This is a genomic window from Parabacteroides sp. AF19-14, assembly GCF_003635485.1.
In the GTDB taxonomy this organism is placed as follows: domain Bacteria; phylum Bacteroidota; class Bacteroidia; order Bacteroidales; family Tannerellaceae; genus Parabacteroides; species Parabacteroides distasonis.
The window spans coordinates 342391-361267 of the sequence record NZ_QTMJ01000001.1; the positions used below are offsets into that span (position 1 = coordinate 342391).

14 protein-coding genes are annotated in these 18877 nt (G+C 42.7%); 5 read left to right on the top strand and 9 right to left on the bottom strand.

Annotated features, from left to right (window positions below; genetic code table 11):
• From DWX33_RS01495 to DWX33_RS01535, 7 genes are all read right to left on the bottom strand, one after another.
• Entirely contained in the window at window positions 1-1161 is a 1161-nt protein-coding gene (locus DWX33_RS01495) for a hypothetical protein (protein ID WP_018697426.1), read from the bottom strand.
• A 22-nt stretch (window positions 1162-1183) separates the two neighbouring features.
• Entirely contained in the window at window positions 1184-4069 is a 2886-nt protein-coding gene (locus DWX33_RS01500; protein WP_117678479.1) for a PD-(D/E)XK nuclease family protein, read from the bottom strand.
• 284 nt (window positions 4070-4353) lie between these two features.
• Window positions 4354-5661 carry a MobV family relaxase gene (gene mobV, locus DWX33_RS01510; RefSeq protein ID WP_018697421.1) on the bottom strand — a complete coding sequence of 436 codons (1308 nt, stop codon included), beginning with the start codon at window positions 5659-5661 and terminating at the stop codon, window positions 4354-4356.
• Between the two features lie 266 nt (window positions 5662-5927).
• Complete coding sequence (locus DWX33_RS01515) at window positions 5928-6899, bottom strand: toprim domain-containing protein (protein ID WP_018697420.1); 972 nt, start codon at window positions 6897-6899, stop codon at window positions 5928-5930.
• Window positions 6900-7150: 251 nt separating this feature from the next.
• Window positions 7151-8392, bottom strand: a complete 1242-nt coding sequence (locus DWX33_RS01525; RefSeq protein ID WP_026318661.1) for a primase-helicase family protein — start codon at window positions 8390-8392, stop codon at window positions 7151-7153.
• Between the two features lie 277 nt (window positions 8393-8669).
• On the bottom strand, window positions 8670-9053 hold the full coding sequence (locus DWX33_RS01530) for a hypothetical protein (protein WP_018697418.1): 384 nt from the start codon (window positions 9051-9053) through the stop codon (window positions 8670-8672).
• 12 nt (window positions 9054-9065) lie between these two features.
• On the bottom strand, window positions 9066-10286 hold the full coding sequence (locus DWX33_RS01535) for a site-specific integrase (protein ID WP_018697417.1): 1221 nt from the start codon (window positions 10284-10286) through the stop codon (window positions 9066-9068).
• A gap of 312 nt (window positions 10287-10598) precedes the next feature.
• On the opposite strand from DWX33_RS01535, the gene DWX33_RS01540 reads away from it, so the two are divergent.
• The 5 genes from DWX33_RS01540 to DWX33_RS01560 all read left to right on the top strand — a co-directional run bounded on the left by DWX33_RS01540 (window position 10599) and on the right by DWX33_RS01560 (window position 15891).
• Complete coding sequence (locus DWX33_RS01540) at window positions 10599-11525, top strand: hydrogen peroxide-inducible genes activator (RefSeq protein WP_005868349.1); 927 nt, start codon at window positions 10599-10601, stop codon at window positions 11523-11525.
• 86 nt (window positions 11526-11611) lie between these two features.
• Entirely contained in the window at window positions 11612-12877 is a 1266-nt protein-coding gene (locus DWX33_RS01545) for a carboxypeptidase-like regulatory domain-containing protein (RefSeq protein ID WP_005868347.1), read from the top strand.
• Window positions 12878-12959: 82 nt separating this feature from the next.
• A complete protein-coding gene (locus tag DWX33_RS01550) occupies window positions 12960-13499 on the top strand; it encodes an RNA polymerase sigma-70 factor (RefSeq protein ID WP_122379711.1) in 540 nt (179 codons plus the stop codon).
• A gap of 5 nt (window positions 13500-13504) precedes the next feature.
• Window positions 13505-14356: a FecR family protein gene (locus DWX33_RS01555; protein WP_009276021.1), complete on the top strand. Its 852-nt coding sequence runs from the start codon at window positions 13505-13507 to the stop codon at window positions 14354-14356.
• Entirely contained in the window at window positions 14335-15891 is a 1557-nt protein-coding gene (locus DWX33_RS01560; RefSeq protein ID WP_122379712.1) for an STN and carboxypeptidase regulatory-like domain-containing protein, read from the top strand. The genes DWX33_RS01555 and DWX33_RS01560 overlap by 22 nt, the downstream gene beginning before the upstream one ends.
• Before the next feature lie 211 nt (window positions 15892-16102).
• Here the strand turns inward: DWX33_RS01560 and DWX33_RS01565 are convergent, their stop codons facing one another.
• Together DWX33_RS01565 and DWX33_RS01570 are read right to left on the bottom strand one after the other, a co-directional pair.
• Window positions 16103-17392: a nucleotide sugar dehydrogenase gene (locus DWX33_RS01565; RefSeq protein WP_008780508.1), complete on the bottom strand. Its 1290-nt coding sequence runs from the start codon at window positions 17390-17392 to the stop codon at window positions 16103-16105.
• 189 nt (window positions 17393-17581) lie between these two features.
• On the bottom strand, window positions 17582-18874 hold the full coding sequence (locus tag DWX33_RS01570; protein ID WP_005856505.1) for a TolC family protein: 1293 nt from the start codon (window positions 18872-18874) through the stop codon (window positions 17582-17584).
• Window positions 18875-18877 lie beyond the last annotated feature (3 nt).

The window sequence follows — 18877 nt, forward strand, 5'->3', positions numbered from 1 at the left end:
TTATTTGTATGATTTAAAGTTTAACACTCTTTTTCTTGTTTCTTTGTAATTGTACCTACATTCATATTGTAATATCTTAAATAAAGATTCAATATTACGACTTGTTAATTTGCCATCCTCCGCACAGATTCCTGTATAAAACAACAAAGCTATTGATTTTGCCTGCTCGTGTTTTGCTGATACAATTTCATTATATGTTTTTTCTTCAATATCAACATATCCTCCCGTATCATTAGGTTTAATAGATGCGTGTTGATAATAGGTAAGTGATTTCATATTATACTTCCATCCCGAAGATATTGATATTTGGGTTGCTAATTCATTACAATAATGCGCATAGTACATATCAGAAATGTACAACAAGTCAGGATTGATATTTATTGGAATTATATACCTTGCCATAGAATCCATAGCAATAGATGCCCTATTTACATAAGCTTCCTGTTGAAAGATTTCATCATTTGTTGTACAGGCTAATTTTGTCAAATATAGATAATCATATGAATAAATCTTTCTATATAGTTCCATATGGTTTTTAGGGCACATCAATAGTAATAATCTAAAAGTATTTGCTGCCCCAGCTAATCCATAATCACTATTCCAATATCGATTCGGGAACATTGCAAGTTGATTTATACTTCGATAAAGATAATTTAGCCCTTCTTCGAACTTTTGCCCATACATATACATACCTGCTATATCAGCAAGTATATATGGATGCTCTGTATCTTTAAATTCAAATATGATAGAATTTAATACAAAAGTAGGAATTTCATATAATGCTAATGAAATTCCCCTTGTACGCCAAGGAGAATTTAAATCTTTGAATTTAGGCTTGTCATTTTGTGCATTTTGAACTTTGAGGACATAATTATCCACAAACGAATCATCTATGCACAAACTTCTATCAATCATAGTAATTTCAGACATTTCATAATTCTTACATTTATTGTGTAGATACAGTCCCAACTCTTTAAGTAAAGATATGATATACTCATTGTGTATTTTATTCACATAAAAATCAAACATCATAGGAAAGAGCCAATTGCCCTTTTTCTCTTGAAAACAAATGGGATGTTCATGTGCAAATTGACTGAACGATTTTGGGTCAGCAGACTCAATTTTCTCAAGGAGAGTTTTGATGTAATAATTATCTTCCATACAAAAAACTTAATTATCAATGTTATGATAGATTTTCTCCCTGTAATGTTATCAACCGCTTCTTAACAGTCCCGTTCTTACAGGATTTTACTATAGAAATTATGACTTCATCCATACGTGGCACTTCCAATTTTCTGTATTCATTTGTATCATCACAGAAAACCACAAGATACATCTTTTCGATAATTATGTCATAATTTCTTTCGAGAATATAGCGATATAGGTTCTGTTGAATACAATAATGCCAATATGGCGTATCCTCAATTTGATTGAGTTCACCTAACCCTTTCTCGCCATAGTTGTTTACCGCAATCGGTTTACCCCAAAAATCGACAATGCGATGACTACGTTTCCAATCATATATGTCAAAAACATCTCCACGTTTATGTATCATATCTATTGTACCAGCAATTTTTAGTTCGTCATCATATATAGCCCATTCTGTTCTAAACGGTTTAAATTTGTGGTTTTCGAGAAACTCTATGAATTGCATATATTCAAGTTCAAGAGAAATTTGTTCTTCTATGTGAACATATTTTCCGTCATATTTGAAAGAGAATTCTTGTTGATATGGAAGTCCCTTATAATAGTTTTCTATTTGTTGGTGCATAAAAGTTCCGACATCACGTGAACACGCACCTTTTGAATCCCATTCTTCAAGAATCTGTCCTTGTGATATATTTCGTTGATTAGCTTTATATTCTGACCAATAGTATGAATCAAATGGCTTAAAGAAACAAGATATCACACTGCTGACAGGAATAAATTGTTCCTGTCCATCATATAGATAAATATGTTCTTGTGGATAGAATTGAATATGAACGTCTTTTTCGCAAAAAACAGGTTCTCCTATTTTATAGTTTACTTTTCTATTTGAAGAAAACACCAATGGTTTCATTCTCTTGGCACAAACCCTTTCTTTTTCCGTTTGTGTTATGTCTGCAATTTCAAGTTTCTCATTGTCAACAATACCAAATTCATGGTTCAAGTATTTCTCGCGAGTATTTTCACTTGCCATAACTTTGGCTTCGATTTCTGTCCATCGTTCAATTTCCTTTGGAGTAGAACATGAGAGAAAATCGATTGGTAAAACCATAGAGGGTTGTATATAATGAAGAACTTGTGCTATAAAAGCCGCACATCCCTTAGGATTGGAAAAAACTTGATATTCAGTAAAACGAATAACAATCCATCCGATATTATTCAGAAGTGCATCACGAAAATCATCTCCACATCCTATATAATGTATAGGTTTTCGTGTAAATGCAGCATATGGTTCGTCTATTTCAATGTCTATTCTTATAGATGGGTGCTTTTTGCATATAATCGCTATATCTGGTTCAAAAGGCCTGTTATCTTCTACAGGAAGTATATTGCAATCACCGAGTATAAGTAAATCACATCCCCTGAAAGTATCTTGTAGATAATTTTGGAATTTAGCTTCACTGAACCCTCTTCTTGCTATAGCTTTTCTTCTGTATGGAAAAACAATACAGCCATCTTCAGGATATTTAGTTACTGGATATTTCCAGTTACTCTTATCTTGGACAACTGATGGCATCAAATAATCAACATATTGAACATCAAAATCATCAACCACTCCAACAGCATAATCACTTTCTATTTTTTTCTCTGTTTTGCAAATGACATCTATCAATTCTTTATCTACGCTTTTAGACAAAGCAAAATCTTTAACCTTCTTGACTTTTTCTTTTGCCGTCTCAATATCAGCAGACTTTAATGCATTAGAAATAGAATTGATTTCATCTTTTATTTGTTTTTGTTGCTGCACTTCTATGTTCTTTTTATCAATGAGTTTTTGCATCTCTTCCCGAGAAAACTCTTTCATTAAAGAAATATAAACAATACAGGGCTTTTGATGCTTAAATTTCTGTATTACAGATTCGCATCTTTTTACAAACAAGTCTTGTGTTGTTACTCCATCAATAATAACAACATAGTTTGAAGATAATTCATCTATATGATGGAGAGCACATGATTGAAATCCAAGTACAGCCAAATCAAGAGTTAAAAACTGAACTTGAAGATTTTCATCGAATTCAGCCCCATATGCGATTACTTGCACAGGGACACCCAATGATTTTATAAAGTTACTAATCTCTATGTTGATATAAGAAGGGGTATTTATTTTTCCCTCCTTATATTTATCTATATTAATGTTATTCTCTTGCGTCTGTTTAAAATGAGTGTAATCTAAATCGGTTGCAGTGCAAAAACTTGAAAAAAAGAATTGCCATATGCGATATTCTCCTTGTATGATATTTCCTTTATAGTCGGTTTTTTGAAAATTCATGTTATAAAAATAGCAACCAGAATGTGGCGTTGTAGATTTTTTGCTACGACATAACTTACTAAAAGCTATTTGTGCCTTTTCCCATTCTTCGGTACTTAAAAACTCTTTTTGCCGCCTATCGAAATCTATTATTTCCGTAATATTACTTATTATTATTGATTTGTTTGCAGAAGGATGTTCTTTTTGCCAACAAGTAAGTCCATCTGAATAGTTGGCTTTAATCATATTATATTCAGTTGATACCTGCTTTTCTCGTTGTATTCTTTCCAATTCGAGCTTTTCTCTCTTTTCCCATTCAACTTTAGGGAATGAGAGGAATTTATTTATATCTTGTTTTGTAAGATTGTTTTCAGACTGGAATATTCGTAATTCTTTTCGAAAGAAAGAGTATGCATTAGGATATATATCTTTTTGATGCTTAAATTTCTTTATTAAACGCTTGGTTGATAAATTTGATATAAATATAAAAGCTATAAGAATGGCTATTAAAATTCCTATAATTATGCATACGACTTTAAAACCTTGAGTAAGTCCCCAAGTTATAAGTGCTAGTAGGGCATATCCAATACAACCCCATTTTTTTTCTGAATCCATAATTCTTACTTATAAATATATAAAGCGTGAACTGCACAGCCACGTCTTTATTTGGAGGTCGTAGGAAACCTTGCATACAGATGTAGTAATAGCAGCCCACGCTATAGCGTGAGAACCACTATGCCATCTGAGTATGCAATTTGAAAATTTCCTACGTTTCCAAATACTTGATGCGCATAACGCTTCTTTCTTATCTAATATGTTTTGGAAAGAGTTACCTCAATCCGATACAAAGGTAAGAAAAATCCGTGATCTGCCATTCAAACATCACGGATTTTTTTGATTTACAGTTTCATACTCCTATTCTGTCTTGGTTTCGGTATTCCGATAGCTTCTCTAAACTCATTCATTTTCTTTCTGAACCAGTTCACGTGTGAAACCCCGTCTATCTTGAAATCGAATCTACCGTTTTCGTCCTGTCTGATGGAACAGACGGAGTGTCGGGTATCAAAACTTCGGTTAAATTCGGAAGAATAGAGTTCGCCTTTTATCCCGACCTCCTTGAACTCGCACAGTCTTCTGATTATTCCGTCATTGAACCCCAATCGGTCACGCAGGAAGTTTATTACAGGCATCAGCTTCTCCACATACGGGAAATAGCGTCTGACAAAATCCGTAAACTCCGACAGCTTGCGGTGCTGTTGCTCGTAAGCGTTTCTTATCTCCTGTATCTGTTCGGCTTGTTGCCGTTCCCGTTGTCGGGCTTCGTCTTCAAGTTCAAGGATGCGGTCTTGCAAGTCCTCGTTCCTGCGTTCCAACGATTTCATTCTTCCACTTCCGAAAAGAGAACCCACACTGCTTGCAAGGGCGGTTGCCGTATCGGTGGCTGCGCTTTTGAGCTTGTCGGTGCGGATTTCCGCTTTTACCTGTTTCAGTTCCTCCTGCGCCTCGGCTTTCTTCTCCTGTAACAGTCTGGTTTCGGTTTCAAGGGTTTCATTTTTCTTTTTCAAGTCCCGATAATACTGCATGGTGGTAGTGTGCCGTGCTTCCGAGCCCCGTACCCCACGTTGCAATCCGTATTTCGTCATCACCCTTGCGTAATTGTCGTGGTAGGCAATCAGGGTCTGGCGGTTGAACAGGTCATCGGCACACAAACGGACGGAATTTGTTTTCTTGCGGTACTTGCGCTTACCGTCCGTCTGTTCTTTCTTGGCTTTGCGCCTTTCACCCGTCACGATAGGAACAACGGCTGCGTGGATGTGCGGAGTCTTCTCGTCCATGTGCAGATGGGCGGCAACCACATTGTCTTTGCCGAATGTGGCTTGCAGCCATTGGATGCTGTCGTTGCACCATTCGTCGAGCTTTCCTTTTTCCTGTATGTTCATCATGTCCTCGTGCGTACCCGACAAAACCACCCGGACAACGCGGACTTGGTCGTGCGTGATTTTCCGTCTGATGCCTGCCGTGTTCAGCCTGTGGGCAATCGCTTCATCCCTGCCGTGAACGCCATCAGGGTATTCGACAAGCACCCTGTTCAGATGTGTTCTTGTCGGGTCTGCGTTTTTAGGTATTATCTTTCTCTCTATATGGTCGGACTGCGTGGTGTCCGATGTACCCTTTGCCTTCTTAATGTCCAATGAAAAATATCCCATATCATTACTGTTTTTGCGGTTATCGTTATGTTTCTTCTCTCTGCCTGTGGCATCGGCTCACAGGGTTTATTATGCAAATGAACCATTGCAGCACTCGGCATAATCCAAACGAGTTTGGCTTCTGCTCTCGTTTGCACAAGGTTTCCAAAGGGATTTCCCTTTGGCTCGATAGGGTGTTTTTAGCGTTACGGAGTAATGCGTGAAGAAAACGCCCTATTGAGCTATGGTATTTCTGTCTAAATACCTTGGGAGAGCGGACGTGCATATTACAGATGAAATCCCCCTTTCTTTTTCGGTGGCTGCATCATCCGCCTTGCGGATTGGACTTGCTTCTTCTCCTTTATCGGCTCTGCCGATTGGGACAAGGGCTTACCGCACAGGTAGTCGTTCAAGTCCTTATAATCACGATAGTACATTGACTTGTCAAGCATCCGTTCCCCGAACTTCTCTTTCAGCTTCTTGCAGGTGCTCCGTCCAGCCGTGTCGTTGTCAAGGAAACAGCCGATTTGGGTGTAGGTTTCCAATAAGCTTTCCGCTTTCGCAAGATTGGAAACGGAGTTCAGTATGACATAGTCCTGTGTGTCCAATCGCGGGTGTTGCGGATTGTTTCTTACTCGGATGGTAAGGAATGAGAGGTAATCCATGAACCCCTCGAACAGGTAACACATACATCGTTGTCCGTCCTGCTGTCGGATATGAGTGATGTCTTTCGGGGCGACACATCCCTTGAAGTATCTGTTGCGCACTTCATATCCTCCTGCCATGTTCGGAAAGCCGATGGCAAAATAGGGTTTGTCGGCATTCATAAACCGAAGCTCCCTGCATTCTCTTTTGGCAAGTCCGATGTTTATTCCCCTTTCTTGCAGATAGGCTATAAGAGCAGGAGAGGACAACTCACCAACCCTTAATCCCTGATAAGGCTGATTGTCGGAATGCTGTCTGCCAAAAGAGAACGATGCAGGGCGGATGTATGCTGTCTGCTCCTCTATGCGTTTCAGCAGATAGGCTACATCTTCCGAACGGTAGAGTTCCGCTGCCAATGCAATGATATTACCGCCTTTGCCGATGCCGAAGTCGTACCATTTTTCAAGCTCGGTGTTTACCTTGAACGATGCGTCCGTTTCTTCCCGTAACGGTGATTTGTACCACAGGTTCCTGCCTTGTTGCTTTACAGGCGTATAGCCCAGACTTTGCAGATAGTCTGCCAGTTTGATTTGCTTTACATCTTGGATTGTCATATTACATATGGTTTTGAAGTTGATGAAAATTTGTTGATTTGATGAATTGTCAATGTAATATATTTATATACAGCCTCGTAACCTCTCAACATCTTCTCAACAAACCACTCGCCAAAAGAAAAATCAACAAACGGGTGTCGGTGGTCTCTCAACTTCTCTTTTGGCTTGTTGAGATTTTGTTGAGAATGTATATCGTTTATTGTCAGTGTATTTATACCCATATTCAACAATTCAACAGAAAAATGATAATATTACAGGGATTCAAGTTGCTCCCTTGTGACGGTGTAGAAGCGTCCCACTCTCCTTATCGGCTCATACCGACACTCCCGATTGCAGTTGAACTGGTAGGTGGTATAAGTCAGTCCGTTTGGCGCAGGGGTCAGTTTCCAACATTCCTGCAACACTTTTCGGACTTGGTGTTTCTCCACCTTTACCTGTGAGTGTACCAGCAAAAGAAGAATGTCGCTGTAACAGAAAGAGAATGTATCCGTGCCGACACTGTCCATGATGTCAAGGACAAGTTCGTGCATCTCTATCTCCAATCGGTTGCGGTTGCTGCGGATAATCTTCTGCAAGGCTTCTGTATGCAGCAATGTGGGGTTGAACCACATCCGGCTTTCCTTATCGGTGGATAGCTGTCTGTATTGCAGGAAATGGAGAAAGGCGGGTATCTCCGCTTTCAGTTTTTGCAGGAAGTCGGTGTCATCGGACTGCAAGCGGTCTATCTTGCGCACCCAATAGCGTGTTTCCCCTGCATCTATGATTACGGGCAGATACTCGTTGTTGGAGCACAGCACGAATTTGGCGAAGAATGCAATCTCGTCACGGTCTTTGCCTTTGGCTTCCACCTTGTAGGATAAGGTAGTGCTGAGGTTTTTCAACCGTTCGCTGTCCTCCCTGCGGTTGAGCAACACCTCATCCACCACGATAAGGAGCTTACCCGCCCAATCGGAATTGAACTGGCTGCGGAAATCCTCGTTGGTGTTGAAAGTCACATTGTTCTGAAAAAGGGCTTTCAGAAAGTTCAGGAAGGTGCTTTTGCCCGTGTTGCGTTCTTCCGACACCAACAGCAGGATAGGCAACTTCTGAATCGGTTGCAGGTAGAGCAGTTGCAGATAGTCCATCCCCAACTCGTATTGTTCCCCGAAGATGTGATGCAGCAATGAACGGATAGAGGGGAAATCCCCTTGTCGGGGTACATGGTCTATCGGTTCGTAGAGGTTAAGGAATTTGCCGACCACGGAACGGTAGCCGATGTGTTCGGGTACTGTGCAGAAGCCGTCATACTTGGGAACGCTGCCGATGTAATCCTTGCCGTAATCCTGTCGCAGGGTCTCGTTGTTCCATGCGATGCGTTTCTTCACATACCCTCCGTTCAGTCTCGGTTGCTCCACAATCTTGTAGAGCATTGTCCCGACACGGATAAATTCTTCCTTTGCCATGCCGCCATCCGATGGCGGTCTGTGGCTGTCCTGTTGTTCGATAGCTGACATAATCAAATGGTTTTAAGTTTGAAAATTACCAGCTGCAAAAATATAATCAATTATCGGATAGGTTGTTATGCAAAACACAGCAGAATGGTGACAAATAGCCCCCGAAACAAAAACTTTCAATGGTTTGAGGCAGGAAACGGGTTGTGCAAACGGAAAAACTCCCGAAAAGCGAATGTCGGATTACGCTTTTCGGGAGAAAAAGTCAGAGCGTCTGTCGTTCTGTCGTACTGACTTAATGAATTACTGACTTACCGAGTGAATAATGTCAGGCATGCAGCTACGAGAAGTATTCGGATTTGGATATACCGTTGGTATTCAGCGAGAAGAAGATGCTTGTTTTCTCTTTTCGCAGGTACAGTCTTTCAAGAACGGCATTACGTACCTGTTCCGCTCTGAATGTGCCGATATGGAAAGCGAGGGCGACTATCGCTTCAAGGTTGTAAACCTCCATACTGCAATTATCGGATACCCGTATGCTTCGCCTTATCCCATATTCCCTTAAAACTCCGCTCTTGCAAAGAGCCTTCAGTCCTGCACGGAATGTCGGGGCGGTTACTCCGAACAGGTCGCAAAGTTCCCATTCGCTCATGGCGGTTGCGCCTATATCGGTCGGCAAGGTGATGTTGCCATTGCCGTCCGTTGTGATGATGCTTCGCTTCATGGCTATGCTTGGTTATGGGGTTACACTTCCGAACGATGCGTTCAGTTTGTTGCCGAACATCGACAGGTCATTGTCAAGTTTCTGTGTGGTTATCTTCGCATAGATTTGAGTCGTGACAATGTTCGTGTGTCCCAGAACACGGCTCACGCTTTCAATGGGCATCCCCTTGCTAAGAGCCAGTGTTCCAAATGTATGACGTCCGCAGTGGTAGGAGATTTGCTTCTCTATTCCGCATTCCGCCATTACCTTTTTCAGTTGTTTGCACATCGTCCAATAGTTGATTTTCCCGAAAACCAGCCTGTCTTCCGACAGATACTTGTACCGTTCGATTATCTGCAAGGGAATATCCAGCAGCTTCACTTGGAACGGGACATTTGTCTTGTGCCGTTTCGACAATATCCATTTCTCACCGTTCACCTCCACTATTTCGTCCGTTGTGAGTTCTTTCATATCCACGAAAGACAAGGCGGTGAAGCAGGCGAAAATGAACAGGTCTCGCACCAATGCGAGGGTGGGGTTGTCAAACTCGTGCGCCATGATTCTTTTGATTTCGTCCTCTGTCAGATATTCCCGTTCCTTAACATTCGGGCTGATATGGAACTGCGCAAACGGATTTCTCGGTATCAGTCCGTTATAGTGCGCACGCATGACCACGCCTTTCAGCCACATGCAGTTCAGCCAGATGGTGGCGTTTTTCAGTCCCCGTTCAGCCGTAAGATAAGCCGCAAACTCCTTGATGAAGTCGGGCGTAAGTTCCAGCATGGACATGTCCGTCCGTCTGTAGAATGACTTGATAAAGGCTGCGACATAGTTCCTTGCCCTTACCATGACCTTATATGTGCCGATGCTGCGGTCTTTGCCGACACGTTTCAGGAAGTTGGCGCAATCCTTGTCAAAAGCCTTTATCAGTGTCTCATACTCGCTTCCGACCCCTTGGTAGGCATTGCGCACCATTTCAGCCGTTACGTATGCCTCTCGGTCGGATATGCGCTGATAGTGCTTGATGATTTGCGCCTTGATGTTGTCCAATGCCAGATTGACGTTCCGTGCTTCGGCACTCTTGCCTTTGGCTCGGTTGCCTTTCGCATCCCAAAGGGTTTTCGGGATGGTCTGCTTGCAACTGAACTGCGCCACAGTACCGTTGATTGTCACTCGTCCCATGATGGGGACAATACCGTCTTTCTCCTTGCTGCCGTTCACGTAGAACAGCACTTTGAATGTACTTCTTGCCATACTCGTTTTTTTTGTTTGCAAAGTTAAATATCAACGAGTTAGACCTTGATACGCAAATCGGTGACAAACGGTGCAATAGCATCTCTCATATGTTAAATCTTACTCTTTTACGGGTAATGATTTGCAAACCATTCTTCTTCTTAAATCCGCTTTTCTTTGCGTTTTCCGATTTTTCGGCTTGTCATCATTTGACATCGTAACAACTCTGATATTAAGTCGTTTAGCGTCATTTCTCCCGTTTTTCGAGGTTATTCCAGAGATTTTCCGTAAGTTTGTCTTCATTAATTTCTAACGCTTGTAAAATTAAGTACTATGAATATACAGCAACTCGAATATATCCTAGCGGTGGATACTTATCGTCATTTCGCAAAGGCAGCAGAGCATTGTAGGGTGACACAACCGACATTGAGTATGATGATCCAAAAGCTGGAAGACGAACTAGGTATTAAATTGTTCGATCGAAACCTGCAACCCGTTCGCCCCACACCTGCCGGACGTAAGGTTATTGAGCAAGCGAGAAATGTCCTCTATCAGGCTTCTCTTATCAAAGATATCGTGAACGAGGAGGAACAGTCATTGAAAGGTACGTTCCGCTTAGCGGTGCTACCGACTATCGCCCCTTATTTGCTACCTCGCTTTTTCCAGCAATTATCGGAAAAGCATACGGATCTTGACATCCGTATGCTGGAAATGAAAACCGCTCCCACTATGGCCGCCCTGCAAAACGGGGAAATCGACGCCGCTATCATAGCGAACCAACCCACAGAATCCTATTTACAAGGAGACATATTATATTATGAGCAATTCTTCGGATACGTGGCTCATAATGAATCTATCTTCAAAAAGGATTTGATCCGTACCGCCGATATCAACGACGAGCGGTTGTGGCTGCTGGACGAGGGACATTGCTTCCGTGACCAGCTGATGCGTTTCTGCCAGATGGAAAAGGTAAAGGTTCGCCAAGCCGCTTACCGTTTAGGTAGCCTAGAGACATTTATGCGTATGGTGGAAAGCGGTAACGGTATTACGTTCATCCCGGAATTAGCTACCCTGCAATTAAGTAAAGAGCAGAAAGAATTGGTACGTCCGTTCGCCATTCCCAAGCCGACACGGGAGATCGTCTTTGTCACCCGTAAAGATTTTATCCGGCATACCGTAGCGGGTATTTTAATAGAGAGCATCAAGAAAGCGGTACCTAAAGAAATGTTGACTTTGCAGCCCGGACAAAAGGTTGTGTGATTTTTTCGATAAATCCCATAGGGTATTTCTTTCCTGGGCGATCATATAAGTACAAAGTGATTATTTACCATTAAAACAATACAAATATGAAAGCGCTCTGTAAACAAACTATGGGATTTATCCTGATGATACTGTTGGCTTGCGGTGTAACCTCTATAAAGGCACAGGATAGCGCAGACGATGAGTTTATCACTGTCAGCGGTGTAGTAAAAGACAAGCAAACACGAAAAAAACTGGAATACGTAAATATCTCTATTCCGGGAACCAACGTGGGAACGATCACCAATAATGACGGTGAGTTCTCTATCAAAGTGAAAAACGGCCTCCATGCCAGACAAGTAGAAGTATCGCATATCGGATATTTGAATGGCTTGATCCCCGTGAACGATAAGGACATATTAGAATGCACGGTACTACTCGAACCGAACATGAATACGCTTAGCGAAGTCATTATCCGGGCCGGAGATCCTCGATATATCGTAGAGGAGGCGATTGAGAAAGTAAATAAGAATTACATCGCCACAGGTAGCATGCTTACCGGGTTCTACCGGGAGACCGCACAAAAAGGCCGTCGTTACATCAATATCTCGGAAGCGGTTATCGATGTTTACAAAACTCCCTATAAGGACAGGAACGTGGAACGGGATCGGGTACAGATCTATAAAGGACGTAAATTATTGAGCGAGAAGGCTAGCGACACATTAGCCGTGAAATTATTGGGAGGCCCTAACCTATCCGTTTACGTGGATGTAGTGAAGAATCCGGATTTATTGCTCGACCCGAATATCTTACCTTATTACGCCTTCCGTATGGAAGAAAGCGTGATGTTAAACGACCGACCGCATTACGTAATCAGTTTCCAACCTCAAGCGATCTTGCCTTACGCTTTATATTACGGCAAATTATATATCGATAAGGAACGGCTTTCCTTCAGCCGTGCGGAATTCGCCCTCAGCATGGATGACCGGAATAAGGCTACCGAGGCCATCCTCCGCAAAAAGCCTTTTGGCTTGCGATTTAAACCCGTGGAGGTAGCTTTCCTCGTAACTTACAAAGAACGTGACGGCATGAGCTATCTGAGTTATATCCGCAATGAGGTTCGCTTTAAATGCGACTGGAAACGAAAACTCTTCTCTACCAACTACACGATCGTATCCGAGATGGTCGTTACCGATGGTAAAGAACAAAATAACTCCATCCCCTACCGGATGTCTTTTAAAGCGGATCAGTCTCTATCCGACAAGGTATCGGACTTCGCCGACGAGAACTTCTGGGGAGCTTACAACATTATCGAGCCTACCGAGTCTTTGGAGAATGCGGTATATAAATTAAAGAAGCAACATAAAAATTGACCGTGTAAATATACTATCGACAATGATATGGACAAATCATTATCTTTGTCCATTATCAATTATCTGTTGAAACCAAATTATTATGGATTTGTTCGTACTCAAAAAGATCAAGGAAGGGGATATTAAAGCATTCGAAAGTATTTTCAGGCTTTATTATACCCCTCTTTGCCTGTACGCGACCAGTATAACAGGAGAGCAGGAAGTCGCAGAGGAGATCGTTCAGGACTTGTTTTATGTATTCTGGAAAGAAAAAGAATCTCTTCCAATCTTACGTTCCATCAAGAACTACCTTTATGGAGCTACCCGGAACCGGTCCTTACAATATCTGGAGCATCGGGAAGTACGATACCGATACCGGAATACGGTTTTAGCCGGAGAGAATCCGGAATCCGAATCGTATACCCCGCAAGATCAACTTGAGTACAAAGAATTGCAATCCTTGGTCAACCGGGCATTAGGTAAATTGCCCGAACGCCGCCTCCGGATCTTTCGGATGCACCGTTTCGAAGGAATGAAATATGCGGAGATAGCCTCCAGCCTCTCATTGTCCATAAAGACAGTAGAAGCGGAAATGACCAAGGCACTACAAACACTAAGAAAAGAAATCGAGAATTATACCTAACAGTTATGAATCAAATAGAAAAAAATAAATTGAAGACAGACCAAGCATGGGAACAATTATACACTCGCTTGGAGCAAGACGGGCTGCTGGATAAGCCAATTTCCGGTACACAAATCCCATACCGGATCGGACTTATGAAATGGGCCGCCGCTATCGTTATACTCTGTGTATCGGTAGCTACGGCTATTTTCCTTGGACAAGAACGGACACCGGAGACCACTCTGCTCACCCTGCATAATAACGAGGCTTCCACCACCTTGGTCACGACTTTGGAAGACGGGTCTATCGTTTATCTGGCCGATAACAGCCAGTTAAGCTATCCGGAACATTTCCAAAGAGAAAAAAGAGAGGTGTCTCTACTAGGAAACGCCCTTTTTGATGTAAGCGGGAATAAGGAACGTCCTTTCCTAATCGAGACAGAGCAGGCCCGGATCGAGGTATTGGGAACCTCATTCAATATCAAAAGCTCGGATAAAAGCGCCTTTGAATTGGCCGTTCGCCGGGGATTAGTGAAAGTGACACTCAAGAAGAACGGAGAACAAACGCTGGTAAAGGCCGGCCAAACCGTATCCTTATTCTCCAACCGTTTACAAGTAGCTCCGACTCAAGATAACGAACAATTTTCCGATTACACCCGCCGTATCCAGTTTAAGGATGAGCGTCTGGGAGATATCTTGCATGTAATTAATCTGGAGTATCCGATGATGCCATTGAAGACAACGGCTGATTTAGAGAATAGACGGCTGACCGTTAGTTTCTATAATAACTCACCCGCGACGATGGCTGAACTGATCTGCGCGGCGTTAAAACTAAAATGTACGCAACAAAATAATATATGGATGATTTCCGAACCTTGAGACAGCTGATCGTAGGATGGTTGCTGTTATTCGTAGCTCTCATCCCTATGAATGCCCAGAATGGTAACGTACTGGGACAGGTCATACGATTGCCTAAATCAAAAGGAAATATCTACCAATTGCTGGGACTCGTCACGGAACGTTCCGGCTATCTTTTTATATACGACAGTAAGATTATCGATAATGAACAAACAACATCGATAAAAGGTGGAGATTATACGATACAAGAAGCTATATACGCTATTACCGGTAATAAAAATCTGGCGATCCGTACGATAGAGAACCATCTCTTGCTTTATCTGCCAGAGAGTCCCTCCGCTCCTAAAAGCGCATCCGTAATTCCCGATTCCATACAAACCTATTTCTCGATAGAAGGTTCTTTACAGGATCAATATACCCATGAGCCAATCGCGTTCGGATCGGTAGGAATCGGCGAGGCCGCTATCGGCACCATCACCAACCAGAATGGAGAGTTCCGATTGAAATTACCGGACTCACTCCGATTATCCAAGGTACGTTTCTCTCATATCGGCTATCTTCCCCAAGAGATAGATGGTCGGGAGTTAATAGATAAACATACCGTCTTATCCCTAGAGCCTAAAGTAATCTCCATCCAAGAAGTTATCGTGCGTCTAACCAATCCGAAACGCTTATTACAGGAGATGCTGGACGAGAGAAGAAGCAATTATTCCCAGCACCCGATTTACCTTACCACATTTTACAGAGAAGGCGTTGAACGTAAAAAAGGACTCGTAGGACTGACCGAGGCTGTTTTTAAGGTATATAAGGCATCTTACCACAGCAATGCCTTGGCCGATCAAGTGAAACTACTAAAGATGCGCCGCATCAGTAACGAGCAGGAAAAGGACACGTTGATCACAAAAATGAAGTCGGGTATCTACTCCTGCCTTGTCTTGGATTTGATGAAACAGTTACCGGAGTTTCTGGATCCTAGCCCGGATTCACCCTATACATACGCCCATACCGACATCACGGTAGTGGATGATCGACTTGCTAACGTCATCTCTTTCGAGCAACGAAAGAGTATCAATGAACCGCTTTATCGGGGACAGATATATATCGACATGGAAAATAATGCCTTATTAAGGGTGAACTTTGAGGTCAATCCCCAATATATCGAGCAAGCGGCCGGCATGTTCGTCGAGAGAAAAAGCCGGAATTTACGGATCACGCCCCAGAAAGTAGCCTATACGGTATCTTACAAGCAATGGAATGGCACCTACTACATTAACCATATCCGGGGAGATCTGCATTTTAAAATTAAAAAAAGAAGACAACTTTTTAACACAAATATTTTACATACTTGGTTCGAAATGGTTACCTGTAAGATAGATACAGCCAATGTGAACCGCTTCTCACGCATTGAATCCCTTCCCACCCGCACGGTTTTCTCGGATACTCACTTCAACTACGACGAGGGTTTCTGGGGAGATTTTAACGTAATATTACCCGAAGACAAACTGAATGAGGCTATTAGCAGAATCACCTCAAAGATAGAGGAAACGAACTACTAATCCCCTAAAAATCATAAAGAGAGCCTTTTCGCAAAGGCTCTCTTTATAGGTTTTTAATAGGTATTAGTCTTTAAGGCAAAAAGATTGTTTAGGTTATCTGCATGCAAAGATGGGCTAATTAATATAATTGAGCAAATAAAAAAAGATATTGTACAACACATTTTTTTAAGTTTATCGAAACTTCTTTGCAGCTTGTGTTACTTTTTAACAATTACAGACTCCAATAGATCATCTGATGGATGCTACCTCGATATACTCCTTTCACGTCCGCCAACACGGCATGTTCGTTCGTGATCGACATGAAGTAGGACTCATCCAGCTTCAAATAAGTCGTATGAGCGACAGCTACCACTACCGCGTCATATTTCTTCCCGGGCCTCTCTACTAACCGGATACCGTACTCTTGCAATACTTCCAAAGGGGAAGCGAACGGATCCATCACATCGACCTCGGCTCCGAAGTCCTTAAACTCATTGATAATATCGGCTACTTTCGAGTTACGTATATCCGATACGTTTTCCTTAAAAGTCATACCCATCACCAACACATGCGCTCCTAGGATATTTTTCCCCTGCGAGATAATCTTTTTCACGACCTTCTTTCCGATATACCGTCCCATGGAATCGTTCACGTAGCGACCGGAGTTGATCATCTTCGTGTGATATTGCAATTCTTTGGCTTTATGCACCAGATAGTAAGGATCTACCCCTATACAATGCCCACCTACCAATCCGGGAGAGAAAGGCAGGAAATTCCATTTCGTCCCGGCGGCTTTCAAGACATCAAACGTATTTACCCCCATTCGATCGAAAATAATGGAAAGCTCGTTCATAAGGGCTATATTCACGTCACGCTGGGTATTCTCGATAATCTTGGCGGCTTCGGCTACCTTGATACTAGGCGCACGGTGCAACCCCGCTTGAACGACCAGCTTATAGACTTCCGATATCGTTTCCAAAGCTTCGGCATCGCAGCCGGAAACGATCTTCACGGTATTTACCAAGGTATGTACCTTATCACCCGGATTGATTCGTTCCGGTGAGTATCCAACCTTAAAGTCCTCTCCTACTCTCAACCCTGAAACCTCCTCCAAGATCGGGATGCAATCCTCTTCCGTACATCCCGGATATACGGTAGATTCGTATACTACATAATCGCCTCGTTTAAGGACTTTGCCTACCGTGCGGGTCGCACCCAACAAAGGGGATAGATCCGGCTCGTTATGGCTGTCTATCGGGGTAGGAACAGCTATCACGTAAAAAGAAGCCTCCCTTAGCTTCTCTATAGAAGAAGTAAATGTGATGTCCTTATGTTCAAATACCTCAGAGGAAAGCTCACCACACGGATCTATACCGTTCCGAAGCTTGTCCAAGCGATCCTCGTTGATATCAAATCCGATAACGGAAACATGCTTAGCGAATTCCATCGCGATAGGAAGCCCGACATATCCTAGTCCGATTAGGGCAAGTTTTGTTTGTTTATCTAGTAACTTTGTATACATCTTATTATTTCATCATTCTACTTAAAAAGTCCGGATTCCGACGAGTATCCCAAACAGACAAGATTGTATGCAAATGTAGCAATCTTCAGTTTACCTAACGGAATAAAGGACGTTTTATTTCATAAAGAAGGTCCCTTATCTCGTTTCCAAAATAAGGGACCTTGTCTTCTAAGTATAAATATGTTTCTTTTACTGCAAACGGCGGATACCTATAGCCTTGTTATATTGGGCTAAAGAAGCCTTTTGCTGATACCAAGTCTGGATCAAGCTACTGTAAGACTGAATCCATGACAATTGGGCGGAGAGCACATCCAAGATCGGTAGTTTACCCTCGTTGTAGCTGAAGGTATTCAAATCAAGGTTCTCCTCGGCAATCTTACAAGCCTCTTCCGCGACGGTAATTTGTTTCGTATACTCGGTTAGGCTTGTCCATGCGTTCGCTACCTCTTGAGCGATCTTATCACGCGTATTGTCCAAGGCGTATTCCTTACTACGAAGGATGGCCTTCTGGGAATTTACCTCCTTGAAACGGGCTCCCCAACGGAACAAAGGTATCTTCAAGGAAGCGAAGACGGCCGGAGTCCACAACTGGTCCGAACCTTTCACGTTCAACATCGGCGTACCCCAAGTACCTTGAAAACCGATCGCCAAAGACGGGTTATATTTCGCCTTCGACAAATTGATCTGTCTCTTTTGATACTCTATGTTCAACTCGGAAATAGCGTAGTCCGGACGATTCCGAAGAGCTACATCCTCTCCTACTTGCAACGGCAAGGCCAGATAGGTCGTAATGGAATCTTCCACCTCGATCGGGTCTAACGGAGACACACCCATCAATGAGTTCAGGTTCTGTAACGCGATCTGATATTCCTTATAAGCCGAGCTTTTATTCAATTCCGCTTCTTTCAAGCGGGACTCCACTTGCAATAAATCGGTCTTGCTGATCTGGCCGTCATTGAAACGGATCGTCAACACGTTCGCCAACTCCCCGACAATGTCTACATACTGGCACATCACATCGTACATACCTTTACGTGCGGCGGCCGTCCAATAGTTCAAATCGGCGGAATAAACGATATTATCCGTTGTCAATTCTTCCGCTTGCTCGGTGATCTTGCCTTGTACCTGAGCTGCCTTATAGTTATTATAGATCTGTCCGCCGGCATAGATGGGCTGGCTCACCGTAGCGCCTAGGCTATACGTATTATGGTCCATCTCTACGGACATGCCCGGTCCGAAATCCAAATCATATTTATTGATACGGTACTGATAACTGCCGGAGAAGTCCACCGAAGGGAAGAAACCGGTCTTAGCGGCCTTGATCGCATGCTGCATAGCAATACGCTCCTCAGAGCTTTGCTTGATCTGACGGCTGTATTCAAGGACCCGTTCCTTATATTCCACAGCCGATAGCCGGGTGTCTTGCGCTTTAGCGGACAAGGCACCCAACAATAAACAACCTATGATTATTTTATTTCTCATACC

Excerpts from the sequence above, each read along its gene's own strand:
- DWX33_RS01495 (WP_018697426.1), bottom strand. The coding sequence starts at position 1,161 with ATGGAAGATAATTATTACATCAAAACTCTCCTTGAGAAAATTGAGTCT.
- DWX33_RS01500 (WP_117678479.1), bottom strand. The coding sequence starts at position 4,069 with ATGGATTCAGAAAAAAAATGGGGTTGTATTGGATATGCCCTACTAGCA.
- mobV (WP_018697421.1), bottom strand. The coding sequence starts at position 5,661 with ATGGGATATTTTTCATTGGACATTAAGAAGGCAAAGGGTACATCGGAC.
- DWX33_RS01515 (WP_018697420.1), bottom strand. The coding sequence starts at position 6,899 with ATGACAATCCAAGATGTAAAGCAAATCAAACTGGCAGACTATCTGCAA.
- DWX33_RS01525 (WP_026318661.1), bottom strand. The coding sequence starts at position 8,392 with ATGTCAGCTATCGAACAACAGGACAGCCACAGACCGCCATCGGATGGC.
- DWX33_RS01530 (WP_018697418.1), bottom strand. The coding sequence starts at position 9,053 with ATGAAGCGAAGCATCATCACAACGGACGGCAATGGCAACATCACCTTG.
- DWX33_RS01535 (WP_018697417.1), bottom strand. The coding sequence starts at position 10,286 with ATGGCAAGAAGTACATTCAAAGTGCTGTTCTACGTGAACGGCAGCAAG.
- DWX33_RS01540 (WP_005868349.1), top strand. The coding sequence starts at position 10,599 with ATGAATATACAGCAACTCGAATATATCCTAGCGGTGGATACTTATCGT.
- DWX33_RS01545 (WP_005868347.1), top strand. The coding sequence starts at position 11,612 with ATGAAAGCGCTCTGTAAACAAACTATGGGATTTATCCTGATGATACTG.
- DWX33_RS01550 (WP_122379711.1), top strand. The coding sequence starts at position 12,960 with ATGGATTTGTTCGTACTCAAAAAGATCAAGGAAGGGGATATTAAAGCA.
- DWX33_RS01555 (WP_009276021.1), top strand. The coding sequence starts at position 13,505 with ATGAATCAAATAGAAAAAAATAAATTGAAGACAGACCAAGCATGGGAA.
- DWX33_RS01560 (WP_122379712.1), top strand. The coding sequence starts at position 14,335 with ATGGATGATTTCCGAACCTTGAGACAGCTGATCGTAGGATGGTTGCTG.
- DWX33_RS01565 (WP_008780508.1), bottom strand. The coding sequence starts at position 17,392 with ATGTATACAAAGTTACTAGATAAACAAACAAAACTTGCCCTAATCGGA.
- DWX33_RS01570 (WP_005856505.1), bottom strand. The coding sequence starts at position 18,874 with ATGAGAAATAAAATAATCATAGGTTGTTTATTGTTGGGTGCCTTGTCC.